Genomic DNA, 17,416 nt, shown 5'->3' on the forward strand with positions numbered 1-17,416 from the left:
TTCGGCAACCCGGGGTTCCGGGGATGCCCCGGCTGCTCGGGGTGGCGCGTCGGCTCCGGCTGCCTCGGCCCCCTCGGCTGCCACGGGCGGCCCGGCCGCTCCGACTGCTCCGGCCGCTCCGGGTGGCCCGGCTGCTCCCGGTGCTCCGGCCGCTCCGGGTGCCCCGGGGACCCGGGGCTCTGTCCCGGGGGTCGGGGAGCCCGTCGACAGTGAGCGGACTGCTGTGTTCCGGGCGGTCAAGCCCGGGGGCGGGGCGGGCGCCGGGCAGGGGGGTGCGGCGGAGGACAGCGAGCGGACGGCTGTGTTCCGGGCGGTTAGGCCCCCGGCTGGTCCGGGTGCTCCGGGTGCTCCGGGTGCTCCGGCTGGTCCGGGTCGTCCGGCTGGTCCGGGTGCTCCCGCCGGTCCCACCGCCCCCGCCGACGGGGAGCCCGTCGACAGTGAGCGGACTGCCGTGTTCCGGGCCATCAAGCCCGGTACCGCCAAGCCGGGTGCGGGCACGGGTACGGCCGGCCCGGGTGCGGGTGCCGGCACCGCCGGGCCGCGGGGGGCGCAGGCCGTGCCCCCGGGTGCCGTCGGCGGGGAGAGGGCGAGCACCTTCGTACCGCTGCGGAGCGACGACGCCCCCGGTGCTCCGAGGGCCGCGGCCGCGGCCACGTCTCCGCCGTGGGGTCCGGCCCCCGCCGGGCCGCGGACCCCGGTGACGCGGGAGTCCCCGGAGCGGACCACGCAGCAGCCCCTGCCGCCCAAGCCGCCGCTCGACATGCTGGCGGACCTCACCAACAACCCGCCCCCGCCGCCGAGCGCGGCCCGGACCGCCGTACGCCGGTTCAAGATCTACGCGCCGATCCTGGTGCTCCTCGCGGTGATCCTCGCCGTCGTCCAGCTGGTGCGCCCGCTGCCGACGCCGACGCTGAAGGTCACCGCGAACACCTCGTACACCTTCCAGGGCGGGGCCCCGTCCCTGCCGTGGCCGAAGGAGGGCCAGGCCTACATGGCCGCGGCCGGCCTCGGCACCGTCGGCAGCTTCGGCGAGCAGAAGCCCGTGGCGATCGGCAGCGTCGCCAAGGCCATGACCGCGTACGTCATCCTCAAGGACTTCCCCATGAAGAAGGGGGAGAAGGGTCAGATGATCCCCGTCGACAAGACGGCGGTCGAGGACGGCAAGAAGGAGACCGAGGGCGAGTCCACGGTCAACAACCTGAAGGAGGGCGAGAAGATCTCGCAGTACGACGCCCTCTCCGCGATCATGATCCCGTCCGCGAACAACGTCGCGCGGCTGCTCGCGCGCTGGGACGGCGGGCAGGAGGCGTTCGTCAAGAAGATGAACGACACCGCCAAGGAACTCGGCATGACCAACACCACGTACACGGACCCCTCGGGTCTGGACGCGACCACGGTCAGCACCGCCGAGGACCAGGTCAAGCTCGGCCTCAAGATCGTCGAGATGCCGGAGCTGATCGACATCACCATGAAGCCGGAGTGGATCGACCCCACGGGCAAGAAGTGGCGGAACTACAACGACCTGGTTCCGTTCAACGGCTCGCTCGGCATCAAGACCGGCTCCACCACCAAGGCCGGCGGCAACCTGCTCTTCGCCGCCGAGAAGAAGGTCGGCAAGACCAACCAGCTGATCGTCGGCGCGGTCCTCGGCCAGCACGGCGTGCCGATCCTCGGCACCGCGATCGCGGCGAGCAAGAACATCATGCTCGCCACGCAGAAGATGCTCACGAGCGCGCCCGTCCTCAAGAAGGGCGATGTCGTCGGCTACGTGGACGACGGACTCGGCACCCAGGTCCCGGTCGTGGCCACCGCCGATGTCCAGGCGGTCGGCTGGCCGAGCCTCAGCATCTCCATCAAGCTGGCCGACGGGACCACCCAGCTCCCCCAGACCGCCAAGGCGGGCTCGGAGATCGGGATGCTGACCGTCGGCGAGGGCGCCAGCCAGGTGAAGGTGCCGGTGGCGCTGCAGGGCGACCTCACGGCGCCCGGCATCGGCAAGAAGCTGACGCGCGTCGGCTGAGCCGCCGGCCTACGCCGCGCACGAGCGCGGAGCGGGTCCTGCGCCCCCGGGCAACCCGGGGGCGCCGGACCGCGTCTACGAACCGGGGGACGCACCCGAAGGACGCACCCGAGGGACGGACCCGAGGGACCGGAGTGGGGAGTACGTCGGCGTGACCACCGCTGAGCGGCAGGACCAGGGCCAGGACCAGGGCCGGGGCCGCGCCGAGCCCCGCACCCGGGGCGGGGCTCCGACCGGAGCCCCCGAGGCCCCCGCAGCCCCGGGCCCGCAGGCCGGACCCGGGCCGGTCGGCCGCGCCCTCGGGTGGGCCCGCCGGCATCCGGTCGCCGTGGCCACCGCGCTGGCCGGGCTGCTGCACCTGATCTGGTTCTTCGCCGTCGCGAACAGCGGGGGCGACCTCGCCGCGCAGGACGCCTGGGCGGAGTTCGTGGGCCGCCATCCCGACTCGGCGTACAACCTCGCCTGGTACGGCGGCATGCACCCGGTCTCGTACAGCGTGGTCTCGCCGTACGTCATGCACGTGCTCGGTGTCCGCACCACGATGATGATCGCCGGTACGGTCTCCGCCGGGCTGCTCGCGATGATCCTGACCCGCTGCCGCGGGGCCGTCCGCGAGCCGCTGTGGCCCGCCCTGGCGGGGGTGTACGGGCTGCTGTGCAACGCCCTGTCGGGCCGCGTCACCTTCGGGCTCGGCGTGATGTTCGCCCTCGGGGCGGTCGCCGCCGTCTTCTGCTGGCCCCGCAAATGGGCCGAGCGGCGCTGGGCCAAGGCCGCCGTCGCGGCCCCGCTCGCGGCGGTCGCCACCGCCTCCAGCCCGGTCGCCGGCCTGTTCCTCGGGGTGATCGCGGCCGCGCTGTTCCTGAACGGCCGGCGCCCCGGTGCGTACGCGCTGGGGCTGGCCCCGGCCGCGGTGGTCGGGCTGTCCTCCTGGCTGTTCCCCTTCTCGGGGACCCAGCCGATGAAGCTGATCTCGGCGGCGCTGCCGTTCGCGTGCGCGGTGGCCGCGCTGTTCCTCGTACCGAAGGGCTGGAAGTCGGTCCGGACCGCCTCCGCGATCTACGCCCTCGGGGTGGCGCTGACCTGGGCGATCGACTCCCAGGTCGGGTCGAACGTGACCCGGCTGGCCATGCTGTTCGGCGGGGTGGTGCTGCTCGCGGCGCTCCCGTACGAGGCCCCGCGCACGCGCCGCTGGTACGGGCTGCTGCTCGCGCTGACCGGGGTGACCGCCTGGATCACCGTCAACAGCGTCACCGACATCGTCCGCACCACCCCGTTGGCCTCCTGGAGCCGTGAGCTGGCCCCGCTGGTGGACCAGCTGCAGAAGGCGGGCGCCGACCGGGGCCGGGTCGAGGTGGTCCCGGCCAGCAGCCACCGCGAGTCCTCCGCCTTCCCCGCGTACGTCAACCTGGCGCGCGGCTGGAACCGGCAGGCCGACCTGGAGCGGAACCCCCTCTTCTACGACGACACCCTGACCTCCTCCACCTACCGCGAGTGGCTGGACCGCTGGGCCGTGCACTACGTGGTGCTGCCCGCCGACAAACCCGACGAGGGCGGGCGGGACGAGGCGAAGCTCGTGCGCGAAGGGCTCCCGTACCTCCAGCAGGTGTGGGGCGACGCGAACTGGCAGCTCTTCAAGGTCATGGACCCGACGAACCTGGTCGCCGGCCCCGCCACGGTGGTCCGGGCCAGCGCCGATCAGCTGGTCATCGACGTGAAACAGGCAGGACGGGTCAAGGTGCGCATCCCGCACTCCCCGTGGCTGGGCCTGGTGGACGGCGCGGGCAAGCCGGTCGAGCCGCCGCAGGAGACGGAGGCCTCGAAGGCCGCCGGGAAGGTGACCCTGCCGAAGGGCGAGGTCGCCCCGCCGAAGGTCTACGCGAACACGGCGGGATGCCTGTTCAAGGCGCCTTCGGACGGTACCGGGGACGAGTGGACGGAGCTGCTGGCCCCGGCGCCGGGGGAGTACCGGATCGCGGCGAAGTACCAGATCCCGCGGGGTACGCCCTGTCCCGAGGAACTGCTCTACGAGGTGCTGGGGCCGCCGGAGCGCCCGGACCCGGCGGGTCCTTGATCGACCATCTTTTACCTCCGCTCCGGGCATTCTTTACGTCCGGTCCGGGTGCGTACGGCCCTTTATGTGCATACGATCCCAGTAGTCCGATTGGGTGCCCCGAGTCTTTTTAGGGAGTGACGACGGGATGAGCAAAGAGCAGAAGCAGGACTTCCAGGCGGCTGTCGCGAAGGCCGCGGAAGCGACCCACCTGCCCCGCGCCGTGCAGCACGCGCACGGCTTCTCCGGTCCGGTCCGGAGCAAGGTCAAGGGCGGAGCGCACACGAAGGCGGAACTCAAGCGGGCCGGGACCCCGCAGGGCGACCGCATCGGGGAGCGCAGCAGAGGCCTCAGCTGAGGCGGGGTCGGTCGTGATGTCGTAACGCCGTGATGTCGTGATGCAGTGACGCCGTGATGTCGTGATGAAGCCCTTCCGGCTGAGGCCGGAAGGGCTTTTCGCTACCCGGCCGCCCCACCACCCGAGACAGTTCCTTGACCCGCGGGCGGGGCGGAAGTCTATGGTCGGCGACCGGCAGTGGCGAGGACGAGGAAGGCGATGCCCTGTGTCAGTGGGAGGAGTGCGACAGGTATCCGTACTGGACCGCGCGCATTCCTGCCTGGAAGCGGCTGCGGACACCCAGGTGCGTCAGCAGTCCGGTGATCACGCGGCCCACGGTGCGCGTGGAGACGCCCAGGCTGTGGGCGATGGCTTCGTCCGTCCGCCCCTCGGCCATGAGCTGGAGCACCGCGGCCTGCTGCCGCGTGAGGAGCTCCGGCTCGCAGGGCGCCGCCGTCGGCCCGAGCGGGGTCGCGGCCTCCCAGATGTGCTCGAAGAGCGTGACGAGCAGGGAGATGAGGCCCGGACTGGTGACCAGCGCGGCCGCGGCCGCGGTGTTGGTCGCGTCGACGGCCACCAGGGCGCTGCGCCGGTCCACGATGGTGAGCCGGTTGGGCAGGACCGGGCTGGTGCGGATGCGGCCCCCGATGCTCTCCAGCCAGGTCGCGTACTCCCGGGCCTGGTTGTCGTGGCGGATGCTGTCGAGGTAGATGGTCCGCATCACGATGCCCTGCTCGACATTGCGAAGGTTCAGCGGCCGGGCCGCCTCGATGCTCGCCTGCGACATCTGCGAGTCGGGCGCGAAGGACAGCACCTCGGAGCGGGTCCCCGCGGACAGCAGCTCGATCTGGTCCCGGATGGCGTCGATGCCCTCGAGGTAGCGGACGCCGGACTTCGAGGTCTCCTGCGAGGAGGAGTCGGCGATCTCGGCCATCAGGCCGACGACGGCGGCGCGCGTGGCCTCCATGCGCTGCTGCTGGGCGGCGAGTTCGGCCTGCTGGCGGGCCTGGAGCAGCTGGAGGGCCAGCTGCGGATCGATGGCGCGGCCCTGTCCGGGGTCGCCCCCGCCGCCGCGCAGCAGCGCCATCTCGCTGAGCGCGGCCAGTGAGCGGCGTACGTCGTCCGGGGGCAGCCCGAGACGCTCGGCCAGCTCCAGGACACCGTCCTGGGGATTGGCGAGTTTGCTCCGGTAGACCGTCGCGGTTACGTCATCGAGTTCTAGTCGACCGAACATTGTCGCCCACCCCCTGGAAGACCATGTATGGCATATCGGTGCAGCTCACATGCCCTGTGTACGAGCGTCAGGCTAGCTTGATCCGCCGCCCGGGCGAAGGCCGGAGGGCGTCGAATCCTACGGAGAAATCCGGCCGATCTGACGAATGGGACCGTGCGGGTTGGCCGGTTCGCGCCAGGGCTCAGCCCGCTTCCCGCCGGCGGAGCGTTTTTGATGAAGACAGCACAGCTTGGGAGGTTTTTTCATGTACCTGATCCACCTGCACTTCAGCCCCCCTCCGGAGGGCGGCGACCTGCCGTCCGGGGTGGAGGAGGTCCTCTACGAGGTCCAGCCGGCGATCGACCTGGCCGTCCGGCACGTGCGCGAGGACGGGGCCCCGGTGCTCGGTCTCTACGTCCGGGCACCCGACCTGCACGCCGCCGAACTCTGGGCGGCGGTGGCCTGGCGAGCCGTGACACGGCGCATCGCCGGGGCCGCCGGATGGACCCTGCGCAAGGCCGAGGCGCCGCTGCTGATCGTCGACGAATTGGCCTGACGAACCGGTCTGTTGGATGGCCCTGTCCTGTGTAGGACATGTCGGGTCCAGGACACCCCGGAACCCTGGTTCACCCCCTTCACCTGCGGCAACCTTGATCACGTCAGCAGGAAACGCCGCAGAAAAGCGCGGCAGGCAAACTCGGGGGAATCCAGTCATGATCAGCCGTCTCAAGGCCGCCACGCTCATCGTCGTCACCGCCGCCGCGCTCCTCACCGGAGCCGTCACCGGAGTCGCCGCGCAGATCACCGGTTCCGCCGGTGTGACGCAGCAGGCGGACTGGCGCTGGGACTCCGCCCCGGTCACACTCGACGGAGCGGACAGCTGAACACGACCCTCCGGTCCGGCGGGAAGAGGGTCCACGAGGCACCGATGGTGACCTCACCGGCCCGACGGGGAGCACTTCCCCGCACCACCGGCCGATTCGCCTGGCTGTCGCCGGCGGTCCTCTGGCCGCTCGCCCGACACCTGCTCGCCAGCGGTACGGTCCGCCCTCAGGGGGGCGGCACTCCCCGAGCGGACGAGGAGGCGGTCTTCGCGGCAGTGCTCTACGTCCTGGTGAGCGGCGAGTCCTGGCGCTCATTGCCGAAGTCTTTCCCCGTCTCCTGGCAGAACGCCCACCGGCGGTTCGGCCAGTGGTCCGACGAGGACCTGTGGAACCGGATGGCGGCCACCGCCCGGTCCACGCCCCACATCTCCGCACAGGTCCGCGACTGGGCCGAACGCGTGGCGGAGGCGGCGAACACCCGCCGCACGGACCGCACCGACCGTACGGACCGTCCGGGCCTCACCGCCCTCGCGGACCGGACACCCCTGGCGGACCGCACACCCCTCGCGGACCGTGAGGAACCCACGCACCTCGCGGCCAGGGTCGCCTGACCGCTCCGTCTCGGCGGCGCGTTCGACCCTGCCCTTCGGATCCGGCCCCTTCCGGTCCGGCTCCTTCCGGTCCGATCTTCCGAGCCCGGACCTCACCCCGCCCCACCCTTGACCCGAACCCCTCCGACCGCGGCATGGCATGCCCATGCCAAGGTCACCCGCCCCGCCCCGCCCAGCCCGTGGCACAGGCACAGGCACAGGCACAGGCAGACACAGACTTTCGCACTCCATCCGAACACCCATCGAGAGGTTTACCGTGCGCAGATCCGCGCTCCCCATCGTTGCGGCCATGTCCATGGCCCTACTGCTCCCGCAGAATTTCTCGGCCTCCGCCGCCGAAGAGGCGCCCAGCGCACCTCTCAGCGCGGGCGATGTCACGAACATCGGCCCCGGCCTCTACACGTCCGAGAACGACAGCTACCGGATCTTCGAGAGCGACCTCTCGGTCGGCCTCATGGGCCGCAAGCACACCATCACCGGACAGGCGGTGGGCGTCTCGCAGGCCCAGGACGCCCCCCAGACCCGCTCCGACCTCGGAGTCTTCGGTCCCAGCTGGCAGGCCGAGTTCGTCGGTGGCCAGCTGAACCGCAAGCTGGCCCAGGAGTCGGGTGCGATCGTCACCACCGACCTCGACAACAGCGAGTCCGTCCGCTACGAGATGACCGACTCCCTGGAGGCTCCGGGCGGCGGCAGCGTCAACACCTACACCTCGTCCGACGGTTCGACCATCGTCGAGAACGTGACGTGGGACGACCTCGCCGGTGAGATGAAGTCGAGCATCACCGAGACGCTGAACTTCGGCATGGGCGCCGCGTCCGAGGGCGACAGCGGCCCCGTCGACGCGAACGGCGCCCCCATCCCGGAGGCCGACCTCCACCCCACGTACACCTGGAAGCAGGTGTCCGGCACCGGTGACACCTGGCGCGTCACGAGCGTCGGCACCAAGGCGCTCAATTCCACCCAGGTCTCCTACGACGCCCAGGGCCGCGTGGCCACCGTCAACGAGCCCGCCGCCGGCGAGCACCCGGCGCGGTCCCTCGCCCTGAACTACGCCACCGCGACCACCGCGGCGGGCACGACCCTCGGTGACGTGGCCGGCCAGGTCAAGGACATCACGGTCACCACCGGCCAGACCGTCGAGACGCTGGCCCGCTACACCTACGAGGCCTCCGGTCTGCTCCGCGAGGTCACCAACCCGGCCGCGGGCACCGAGCTCAGCTCCTACACCTACGACGGCGCCGACCGCCTCTCGACCCTGACGAGCGGCGACGGCGGCGACTGGCAGCTGACCTTCACGGGCGACGCCGCCGCCCCGCAGGCCCAGGAGACCAGCGGTGGCATCCCCGACGCCGGCTCCATCGTGGCCGGCGTCCAGGAGAACCCCGACGGTGTGGCCCCGCCCGCCGAGAACTTCGTAGTCGGCGAGCCCAGCGGCGCGCTGGCCTACCCGGCCGCCTGCTCCTCCCCGCAGGCGTGGATCCGCTGGTGGGGCAACTGCTCGACCGTGGTCGCCCACTACGGCTGGAAGTGGCCGTCCTGGAAGCAGACGCCCACCGGCTACTGGGTCCGCGGCATCTACGAGGACCACTGCACCACCTCGATCGACCGCCCGTACGGCTTCGACTTCCGCGCCGCGTGTGACGCGCACGACTACGCCTACGGCACCATCGGCAACAGGTACAAGGGTTACGGCTGGTACCTGGACACCAACCAGGGTTACAACGCCGACGCCGCGTTCTACAACCTGCTGCGCTACAACACCTGCCCGGCCTACGCCTGGTGGTCGCAGAGCAAGTGCAAGGCCCTGGCCGCCACCTACTACGGCTTCGTCTACAAGTACGGTCACCCGCGGAACGGTGCCAACGCCACCTGATCGGCCCGCCGATCCATCTGACGGAACCGTCCGACTGCACCGTCCGACTGAACCCGTCCGACCGCACCACCTGATGGAACCGTCCGACTGCACCGTCCGACTGAACCCGTCCGACCGCACCACCTGATGGAACCGCCCGACTGAACCGTCCGGCGGAACCGTTCGAAGGACTACGCAGGGGCCGGGCGCCCGACCCGTCCGGCGCCCCGGCCCCTGCGTCCCCCGAAGCCCCTGGCCCCAGGCCCCGGAAGCCCCGGAACTCCTGGCCCCAGGTCCCCGGAGCCCGCCGGAGTCACCGGAGCGCGCGTTTCCCCCTGAGCCCTCGCCTTCCAGGCCCCCGCTCATGCGCCCGCTCCCACCACGGCTCCCGCTCCCGCTCCACCCCATGAACTTCCGCTCCACCCCGCGCCCTTGGCCTCCGCCCCGGCCGCGCCCCGTAGTCCCGTCCCCCGCCCCGTTCCCACCCCTCCCATGGAGTCACGCGTGAAGAGATCCATGCGGGTCGTGCTCGCCGCCTCGGCAGTAGCCGCCGTTCTCACCGCCGTACCGGTCGGCTTCAACCCCGTGTCGGGCACCGCCCCGGCGTTCGCCGCGGACAACGGAGCCATCGACCCGCCGCTGTTCGACGAGACCCAGGACGGCGGCACCGTCCGCGTCAACGTGGTCCTCGACGGCCGGTCGGAACTCTCCTCGGCCTCCGAAGCGGGCGAGGTCCTCGTCTCCTACGAGACCCTGCCGATGGTCACCCTCCGGGTGAACCGCTCCGGCCTGGACTCGCTGAGCGCGATGGCGGGCGTCGTCAGCGTCACCGAGGACATCCCCGTCGAGGCGACGCTGAACGAGTCCACCGCCAAGATCGGCAGCGACGCGGCCGTCGCCGCCGGAAAGAACGGCGCGGGCAGCACGATCGCGATCCTCGACACCGGTGTCGCCACCAACCACCCCTTCCTCGCCGGCCGGGTCAAGGCCGAGGCGTGCTTCTCCGTCACCGACCCCGCCTACGGCGCCACCAGCCTGTGCCCCGACGGCACCACCGAGCAGCACGGCACCGGCAGCGCCGACGCCGACAGCGGCCCCTGCACCACCGTCGGCGCCGGCTGCTCCCACGGCACCCACGTCGCCGGCATCGCCGCGGGCAACGGAGCCGGCGTGGCCGGAGCCCCCGCACGAGGTGTCGCGCCCGGCGCGGACATCATCGCCATGCAGGTCTTCTCCAAGTTCACCTCCGACTCCTACTGCGGCCCGGGCGCCAGCCCCTGCGTCCTGAGCTTCACCAGCTCGCAGATCAAGGCCCTGGAGAAGGTCTCGGCCCTCAAGAGCGCCGGCACCAACGTCATCGCGGCCAACCTCTCCCTGGGCGGCGGTCGTTGGACGGCCGCCTGCAACACGGATGCCCGTAAGCCGATCATCGACACCCTCTTCGCCCAGGGCGTCGCCACCGTCGTCGCGGCCGGCAACAACGGCTACACGAACGCCGTCAACTCCCCCGGCTGCGTGCCCTCGGCACTGACCGTCGGCTCGACGACGGACGACGACCAGCTCTCCAGCTTCAGCAACCGCGGCCCGCTCCTGGACATCCTCGCCCCCGGCACCGCCATCACCTCCTCCGTCCCCGGCGGCACCTTCGCCTCCAAGAACGGCACCTCGATGGCCGCGCCGCACGTGGCCGGCGCCCTCGCGATCCTGCGCCAGGCCCACCCCGGCAAGACCCTCGCCGAGCTGGAGACCCTCCTGAAGGAGGGCGGCACGCCCATCACGTACTCCGGCGCGGTCACCCCCCGCCTCAAGGTCGAGGTCCCGGCGGCACCCCTGCGCCCCCGCTTCACCGACTTCAACTGCGACACCATCGAGGACACCGTCATCGGTGACCCGAAGGCGACCGTCGGCGGCGACGCCGGCGCCGGTGTGGTCCGCGTGGTCTACGGCGGCGGCAAGGGCACGGCCGAGTTCCACCAGGACCTCGCCACCGTCCCGGACGACGCCGAGGCCGGTGACTCCTTCGGCGAGAACCTCGCCACCTTCGACCAGGACGAGGACGGCTGCTCCGACCTCGTCGTGGGCATCCCGAGCGAGGACAACGGCACGGACGCCGACGCCGGCTCCGTCAACGTCCTCTACGGTGCCGCCGGCGGCCTGACCACCGGCAAGACCGCCCTCAACCTGCTCCAGGGCACCGGCGAAGGCGCCGTCAAGGCCGCCGCGTCCGTGGCCGAGGACCGCTTCGGCCACGCCGTCGCCGCCGGCTACACCGGCCAGGGCCAGCCGTACCTGCTGATCGGCGCGCCCGGCAAGGACGTCGGCGCCGTCAAGGACGCCGGCTCCGTCTACTACCTGCGCGGGACCACCAACGTGGTGACCGACCAGAACAAGCCCGCCATGGACGGCGACAACGAGACCGGCGACCGCTTCGGCTCGACCATCACCGCCTCCGCGAACCACATCGTCATCGGCACCCCGAACGAGGCCATCGGCACCGCGGCCGACGCGGGCAACATCCAGCTGCTCACCCACGAGCTGAACGCCGGCGGCCTGCCGACCCCCCTCGTGGGCCTCAACCAGAACGACCCGCTCGTCGCCAGCCTGGCCGAGGCCGGGGACCTGTTCGGCGGCTCCCTCTCCGCCATCGCCTACACCCCGTCCGGCGGGACCTCCGCGACCGACACCCTCCTCGCGGTGGGCGTGCCCGGCGAGGGCCTGACGGTCGCCTCGGCCCCCGTCGACCACGCCGGCCAGGCCTACACCTTCCGCATCACCGGTGCGGGCGCCGTCACCAAGGTCGCCTCCATCACCGCCGAGGTCGCCGGAGTGACCGGCACGGCCGCCGCCGGTGACCAGCTCGGCCACAGCGTGGCCCTGGTCAACCTCGCCCCCGAGACCCCCGCCACCCCGGCGACCCTCGTCCTCGCGGTCGGCATCCCCGGCAAGGACATCGGCGGCGCGGCCGACGCGGGCGCGGTGCAGACCTTCGACCCGCTCGGTGCCCCCGGTGACACCGACCAGTGGATCCAGGCGGGCGACGCCTCCGGCCTGGGCGGCACCCCGACGGCCGGCCACGCCATCGGCTCCCACCTGGGCGCCACCACCTCGGCCCTGCGCATCGGCGTCCCGAACGCCACCCCGTCCGGCGCCGTCCACGCCCTCCCGTGGGGCAACACGACGGCCGGCCGCACCGGAGCCGCCGCCGCCGTCACCACCCACCAGCCCGGCCAGAACGGCCTCCCGGCCACCGGCACCGCCTTCGGCTGGTCCACCGCCTGACAACCGGGCCGCCCGGGCAACCCCCTCCCGGGCGGCCCACCCACCCACCTCGCCCCTACACCCCCACCCCTCACCCCACTGCCCGGGAGGCTCCCTGTGTCTCAGATCATCGGCTACGCCTCAGGTGTCTTCGACCTCTTCCACATCGGCCACCTCCAGCTGCTCAAGGCGGCCCGCGCGCAGTGCGACTACCTGGTGGCCGGGGTACTGACCGACGAGGCCGCCTGCCACAAGGGATTCCCCCCGGCCATCCCCCTCCACGAGCGCCTCGAGGTCGTCAGCTCCATGACCTGCGTGGACGAGGCCATCGTGGACCCGACCCTGGAGGGCCTGGACGCCTGGCAGCAGATCGGCTTCCACCGCCTCTTCAAGGGCGAGAACTGGCGGGGCACCCCCCGGAGCACCCGCTGGGAGAACGACTTCACCACCCTGGGCGTAGAGGTCGTCTACCTCCCGAACGCCCCCCACGCCCCCAGCACCAACCTCCACCGCCTGATCCAGCAACTCTGACCCACCCCCCCGGGCACAGACACCAGAGGCCCCCAGCCGAAACCGGCTGGGGGCCTCCGCGTTTGAACGCTACCGACGCAGACGGCTCGAGAGGCGCCGGGCTGTCAGTGATCGCCGCCGTTGGTGTCACCTGTGGACGTCGACGTCAAAGGCCCCCAGTCGTGATCGACTGGGGGCCTTTGCGCTTGTGCCCTCGGCAGGATTCGAACCTGCGACACCCGCTTTAGGAGAGCCGTGCTCTATCCCCTGAGCTACGAAGGCGGGTGTTTGGTCTGTGTCGGCAATCACCTTACCCGATAGGGGTGGTGAGCATCTACGGGCCGCATTCCCCCAGGTCAGGCCGCGTGTGAAGGGTCCGAGCGGGAGCCGTGACCTTCCTGTTCCTGCCCACGTCTTCCCTGCCTTTCCTTGATCTTCCTTCCCCTTCTGTCCCCCGTCTGTCCCCCGCCGTTCCCCGGTTCTGTCCCCCGCCTGTCCCCCCGGCCCTGGTCCACCGTGACTGTGCATTGAAGTTCCGGGTGGCGTATTCGCAGGTGAGAGGTCGTCTTCCAGAGTGCTGACGACCGCAATCAGTTCGCGATCCCTGGGTGATGAACACGCGATGTGCATCTCAGCCGGGGAGGATCATGCGCTGGAGGCGTACGTCCCACGTGCACTCGCGGTAGAGCCGGTTCAGGTCGTATGCCGCGTCTTCATCGTCGGCGTTGCAGGGCTCGGAGCCGTCGGCGCCGTCGCGGTAGTAGAAGCCGTACTCCTCGCACTCCTCATCGCCGGGCCAGCGTCCAGACCAGAGCGTGAGGCAGCCGGTCCCGGGGTGGTTGCAGTCCCTGCGCTGGCGTCCGGTGAGGGCGCATCGCGCGAGGGTGCACCTGTCGGTGTGGAGGTGGCCGGGGTGTGCGTGGCACTTCGGGCAGGTGTTGCTCTGGGGGTTGGTGGACGGCTCGGGTTCGGGTGCCGGGTCGAGCTGGAGCCGGCCGAGCCAGAGTGATTGGAGGTGCTGGTCGAGTTCGCGGCCGTCGGCGACGGAGTGGATGTCGAGGGTGCGGTGGAGGAGTTCGCGGAGGTGGATGGCGGGGAGTTGGCTGAGGGCCCAGTGGAGGGTGAGGCTTCCGTCCTTGTGGCGGGTGATCCATCGGGTGCGGGCGCGCCAGGACACCTTGAGTTCGATGTCGGGTTTCGTGGTGAGTTGCGTGATCCGGCGGCCGTGGTTTTTCAGCCATTCTCGGGTCTCGTTGGCGTAGAGGTTGATGAGGGTTCGGCGGGCATCGTCCTCGTTTGTCGCGGCGTGGTGGCGGAGGTCGAGGGTGGGGCCGAGGTCGGGGTGGGTGTAGGCGATGGCGGCGCTGGCGCCGGGCTCCTGTCGGGTGATGCGGAGGGTGTGGGGACGGCCGAAGAAGGGGAAGGTTTCGCCGTTCTTGATGGTCTTGGTCGGGTTGTCGGGTGCGGTTTCGCAGAGGTGGGTGAGCTGGCGGTATATCCAGCGGCGTCGGCGGTTGACGAGCTCGTGGGCTTCTTCGTCGGTGGTGGTGTCGGGGCCTCGGACGATGATGTTGCCGGTGCTGGCTACGTCGAGTTCGAGGGTGGTTCGGTTGCTGGTGCGGATGGTGACGGAGACGCCGTTGATGTTGATGGCGCGTTCGTTCAAATAGGTCACTGCATATCCCCTGTCTGGGGTTGATGGGCGCGGATGTTGGCGCCCCGAGGATGGATTCCGGGGGGCGGAATTTGGTGCCGCCCCCCAGCCGGGCGGCCTCTACTCGTCACCGCAGGGAACGCAGATGGTCGCGGTGCAGCTGGCGCAGTGCCGCTCAAGCTGGTGTCCGCATTCGTCGCAGATGCGGGGGATCGTGATCTCCATGGGGGCTCCCTCTGTGGTGGTCCTGTTATATCGAAATTCTACTATGCTTAGAGGGGGTGTCAACTGGCCGGAGGGCCACCGCGAGGGGGCCTCTACCTTGCTCTCGCCGTGGCCTCGGCTTCGGCGAGGCGCGCACGCGCCGCCTTCAACGCACGTCGGGTCTCCGCGAGCTTGGCTGCCCTCCGTATCTCAAGGTCCCGGAGCCTGGCCACCTGCCTCTCGCAGTGCTCCAGGTGCGCCGCGTCGATGACGGCGCCAGGCCTGTGCGGCGAAGGGGCCCTCCGCGGGGTGATCGTCGAACCCCTCAGCTCCGCGAATTCCATGAACTCGCCCTCCACCACGTACTTGGTTCGGCGGGTCCTTGGACCTGTCTCCAGGACGAGCTTGGGGAAGTCGGCGTGCCGGGCAGCCCAGTTACTGACTGCTGACCGGGTTACTCCGGCGAGCTTGGCGCCGGCTGCGAGGTGGATGAGTTCCTTCTCCCTGCCCTGGAACTCAGGCCGGTGCCAGGTCGTGGGCATGGTGCTGTCCGTGGTGTTCAGGTTCTCGTTCATGGTCTGCCTTCGGGTGTGCGCCCGGCGGCGGCCTCGGTGAGGCCGCCGCCGGGGATGTGGGGGGAGGGGTTCTACTTGGACTTCTTCGGGCGGGGCTTGTACTTCTCGATGCCCTCCGCCAGGACCTCGGTCTCGACCTCGCTCAGCTTGTAGCCCTGCTCCTTGAGGAACGACAGCCAGGTCACCGTGTCCTGATCGATGTGGCGCCATGCACCGTCGTGCATGACCTCGCTCTCGAACATCGCTGCCACCTGGGCCAGCAGCAGGCGCCAGCGCCGCGTCTTCGCCGTGGTGGCGATCACCGGCCCGTACGGGTTGGCCACACGGTCCCAGTGGCTGAGCCCTTCGTTCGGGTCCGCCATGTTGAGGAAGGAGCTGATCAGATCCGTCTTCGGGCGGGAGGCCGCCCGGCCGTAGTTGGCGGAGGCCCCCGTGATCGTGGACAGGATCAGCACCCACGTCGCGTCGTTGGCCTCGCCGCCGGCCGCGCAGAGCTGGCCGATGTACTCGCGGCGCACGTCGCGGGCCGTCCTCCACGCCTTGTTGTAGCGCCGCACCTTGCGGACGGCCTCCAGCATCTCCGGCGTCGACTTGGGGGCCTTCGCCGCTGCGGACTCGGAGTCGGTGAGTTCGTGGTCGTACCGCTTCCAGTCCGCGCACAGCCACTCCACCTCGGTGTCGCCGGGAACCAGGGCGACCGCGTGGCCGGGGCACTCCTGGTGCAGTTCAGCCGTCATGGTGTTGCCGATGTCGCTGACGAGGTCGCTGAGGCGGCGCGAGGTGCCGTGCTCGCGGTTCGCGTTCCAGGCGACGACCGGGATGCCCTTGGCCTTGAAGCCCTCGACGAGGCGGGCCCGCTCCTCCTCGTCCTTCTGCTTCTGGCGGAGCTCGGCGAGGGCGTGTGCCCAGTGGCCGCGTGAGGAGTCACCCGCTTCCGTGTCCTTCCTCTTGGCGCCCTTGAGGGTGGTCAGGGCACCCCCGAGGGTCTCGACGGAGTGGTAGTCGGCCATCTCCACCAGGTCGAAGGCGGCGGCGTTGGCTTCGCGCAGCGCGCGGTCGCTGAGCTTGGCGGCCTGCGGGGCGGCGGCGACCTCCTCGGGCTTGATGCCCAGGGCGCGGGCGGCACGCTTCTTGCGCAGCTTGCCGACCGGCATGAGGGACAGCTGTTCTGCGGCGTCGAGGACATCGAGGGCGGTCGCCTGGCGGCGGTGGACGTTCTCGATGACGGACAGGGCCAGGGCCTCGTCGTCCACGTCGCGGAGGTCCTCGCGGACGATGGCCGGCACGAGGCGGATCGGCTGTCCCGCTTCTATGGCTCGCTCGGCGGCGATGATCGCAGCCTTCATGCGGCGCTGGCCGAAGACCACGCCGAGGGCGCCGTCCTGCGCGCCGGTCTGCGGGCGCAGCAGCAGAGGGGCGTTGACGCCGAACTCCACGATGGAGTCGATGAGTGCCTGGTCGGGCTCGGTGCCGTTGTCGTCCTCGCCTCGGGTCTTGCGGTGGTTGAAGGGGTCGATCACCAGCTCGCGGGGGTCGTACCAGCCGAAGTGGCCTTCGTAGGCGGCGATGGTGGTCGGGGTGGTGGGCTCGATCGCGGTAGCGGTCATGGTCTTCGTCCTTACGGGTGGGGGTGCGGGCGGGGTCGCCGCCCGCACCGGTGGGGTCTTGTCAGGCGCTGGTGGTCGTCGTGCGGGTCGTGGCGCGCTTGGTGGCCCTGGGGGCCCCGGCGGCCTTGGCGGTGCGGCGCACGGTGGTGGGCTTCGCTGCTGTGGCTGCCTTCTTCGGCTTGGCCGCGGGGGCCTTCCTGTGCTTCGCGGCGGGCGGGGCCGTGCGCGTGGTGTCGGCGGGCGGGTCGCTCGGTTCGGCGGTCTCGTCGACGGTCGGGGTGTCCTGCGCGGGCTCGCTGCCGGCCGGGGCCCGTTCGGTGTCCGCGTCCGGCGGCGGGTGGGGGGGTTCCGCTCTGCTGGAGCTTGGGCCGGTGGCCGTCGAGGGCGGGGAGCAGGCGGTTCTCGATGGCCTTGAGGAGGGTGTCGCTGGTGGCTTCGGAGTCGCTGAAGACGGCTCCCGCGTTGTAGGTGGGCTGGCCTTCCATGTGCAGGGAGGTCTGGGCGCCGACGCCGTCCCACAGCCGTCGGACGCTGATGGTGTGGCCTGCGGTGTGGTCGAAGCTGATGGCTTCGGCGTCGGTGGTGTCGTCGGACTTCGTCCAGGTGTCGCCGAGCCGGGCGGCGATCAGGTCGCCCAGGATGTAGAGGTCGACGAGGGACAGGCGGGGTGCGGTGTCGGTGCTCATGTGGTCTTCTCCGAA

General features: G+C 71.0%; 14 protein-coding genes and 1 tRNA gene. 9 read left to right on the forward strand and 6 right to left on the reverse strand.

Features of this window, described 5'->3' with window-relative positions; genetic code table 11:
- Positions 1–451: 451 nt before the first annotated feature.
- The 3 genes from NLX94_RS32835 to NLX94_RS32845 all read left to right on the forward strand — a co-directional run bounded on the left by NLX94_RS32835 (position 452) and on the right by NLX94_RS32845 (position 4,428).
- Positions 452–2,020: a D-alanyl-D-alanine carboxypeptidase family protein gene (locus NLX94_RS32835; protein ID WP_254386782.1), complete on the forward strand. Its 1,569-nt coding sequence runs from the start codon at positions 452–454 to the stop codon at positions 2,018–2,020.
- A gap of 151 nt (positions 2,021–2,171) precedes the next feature.
- Complete coding sequence (locus NLX94_RS32840) at positions 2,172–4,091, forward strand: MFS transporter (protein WP_254386783.1); 1,920 nt, start codon at positions 2,172–2,174, stop codon at positions 4,089–4,091.
- A 127-nt stretch (positions 4,092–4,218) separates the two neighbouring features.
- Positions 4,219–4,428, forward strand: a complete 210-nt coding sequence (locus NLX94_RS32845) for a hypothetical protein (protein ID WP_254386784.1) — start codon at positions 4,219–4,221, stop codon at positions 4,426–4,428.
- A 208-nt stretch (positions 4,429–4,636) separates the two neighbouring features.
- Here the strand turns inward: NLX94_RS32845 and NLX94_RS32850 are convergent, their stop codons facing one another.
- Entirely contained in the window at positions 4,637–5,641 is a 1,005-nt protein-coding gene (locus NLX94_RS32850; RefSeq protein WP_254386785.1) for a helix-turn-helix transcriptional regulator, read from the reverse strand.
- Positions 5,642–5,885: 244 nt separating this feature from the next.
- Between NLX94_RS32850 and NLX94_RS32855 the strand changes: the two genes are divergently transcribed.
- The 6 genes from NLX94_RS32855 to NLX94_RS32880 all read left to right on the forward strand — a co-directional run bounded on the left by NLX94_RS32855 (position 5,886) and on the right by NLX94_RS32880 (position 12,696).
- A complete protein-coding gene (locus NLX94_RS32855) occupies positions 5,886–6,176 on the forward strand; it encodes a hypothetical protein (RefSeq protein ID WP_254386786.1) in 291 nt (96 codons plus the stop codon).
- A 157-nt stretch (positions 6,177–6,333) separates the two neighbouring features.
- Positions 6,334–6,504: a hypothetical protein gene (locus NLX94_RS32860; RefSeq protein WP_254386787.1), complete on the forward strand. Its 171-nt coding sequence runs from the start codon at positions 6,334–6,336 to the stop codon at positions 6,502–6,504.
- A 44-nt stretch (positions 6,505–6,548) separates the two neighbouring features.
- The gene (locus tag NLX94_RS32865; RefSeq protein WP_254386788.1) at positions 6,549–7,055 is read left to right on the forward strand and encodes a transposase; all 507 of its coding nucleotides are present in this window, start codon (positions 6,549–6,551) and stop codon (positions 7,053–7,055) included.
- Between the two features lie 289 nt (positions 7,056–7,344).
- Positions 7,345–8,928 (forward strand): phospholipase A2, encoded by a 1,584-nt coding sequence (locus NLX94_RS32870; RefSeq protein WP_254386789.1) that lies wholly within the window; start codon positions 7,345–7,347, stop codon positions 8,926–8,928.
- Between the two features lie 483 nt (positions 8,929–9,411).
- Positions 9,412–12,186: a S8 family serine peptidase gene (locus NLX94_RS32875; protein WP_254386790.1), complete on the forward strand. Its 2,775-nt coding sequence runs from the start codon at positions 9,412–9,414 to the stop codon at positions 12,184–12,186.
- A 96-nt stretch (positions 12,187–12,282) separates the two neighbouring features.
- Positions 12,283–12,696 carry an adenylyltransferase/cytidyltransferase family protein gene (locus NLX94_RS32880; RefSeq protein WP_254386791.1) on the forward strand — a complete coding sequence of 138 codons (414 nt, stop codon included), beginning with the start codon at positions 12,283–12,285 and terminating at the stop codon, positions 12,694–12,696.
- Between the two features lie 188 nt (positions 12,697–12,884).
- On the opposite strand, the gene NLX94_RS32885 is transcribed toward NLX94_RS32880, so the two are convergent.
- The 5 genes from NLX94_RS32885 to NLX94_RS32905 all read right to left on the reverse strand — a co-directional run bounded on the left by NLX94_RS32885 (position 12,885) and on the right by NLX94_RS32905 (position 17,401).
- Positions 12,885–12,957, reverse strand: a tRNA-Arg gene (locus NLX94_RS32885).
- Positions 12,958–13,306: 349 nt separating this feature from the next.
- Positions 13,307–14,350, reverse strand: coding sequence for a YgjP-like metallopeptidase domain-containing protein (locus NLX94_RS32890; protein ID WP_254386792.1), 1,044 nt, complete (start codon positions 14,348–14,350; stop codon positions 13,307–13,309).
- Between the two features lie 296 nt (positions 14,351–14,646).
- Positions 14,647–15,108, reverse strand: coding sequence for a hypothetical protein (locus NLX94_RS32895; RefSeq protein ID WP_254386793.1), 462 nt, complete (start codon positions 15,106–15,108; stop codon positions 14,647–14,649).
- Between the two features lie 71 nt (positions 15,109–15,179).
- On the reverse strand, positions 15,180–16,715 hold the full coding sequence (locus tag NLX94_RS32900) for a ParB N-terminal domain-containing protein (protein ID WP_254386794.1): 1,536 nt from the start codon (positions 16,713–16,715) through the stop codon (positions 15,180–15,182).
- Positions 16,716–16,726: 11 nt separating this feature from the next.
- Positions 16,727–17,401, reverse strand: a complete 675-nt coding sequence (locus NLX94_RS32905; RefSeq protein ID WP_254386795.1) for a hypothetical protein — start codon at positions 17,399–17,401, stop codon at positions 16,727–16,729.
- Positions 17,402–17,416: the final 15 nt, after the last annotated feature.

The organism is Streptomyces sp. TBY4 (assembly GCF_024213195.1).
GTDB lineage: Bacteria > Actinomycetota > Actinomycetes > Streptomycetales > Streptomycetaceae > Streptomyces.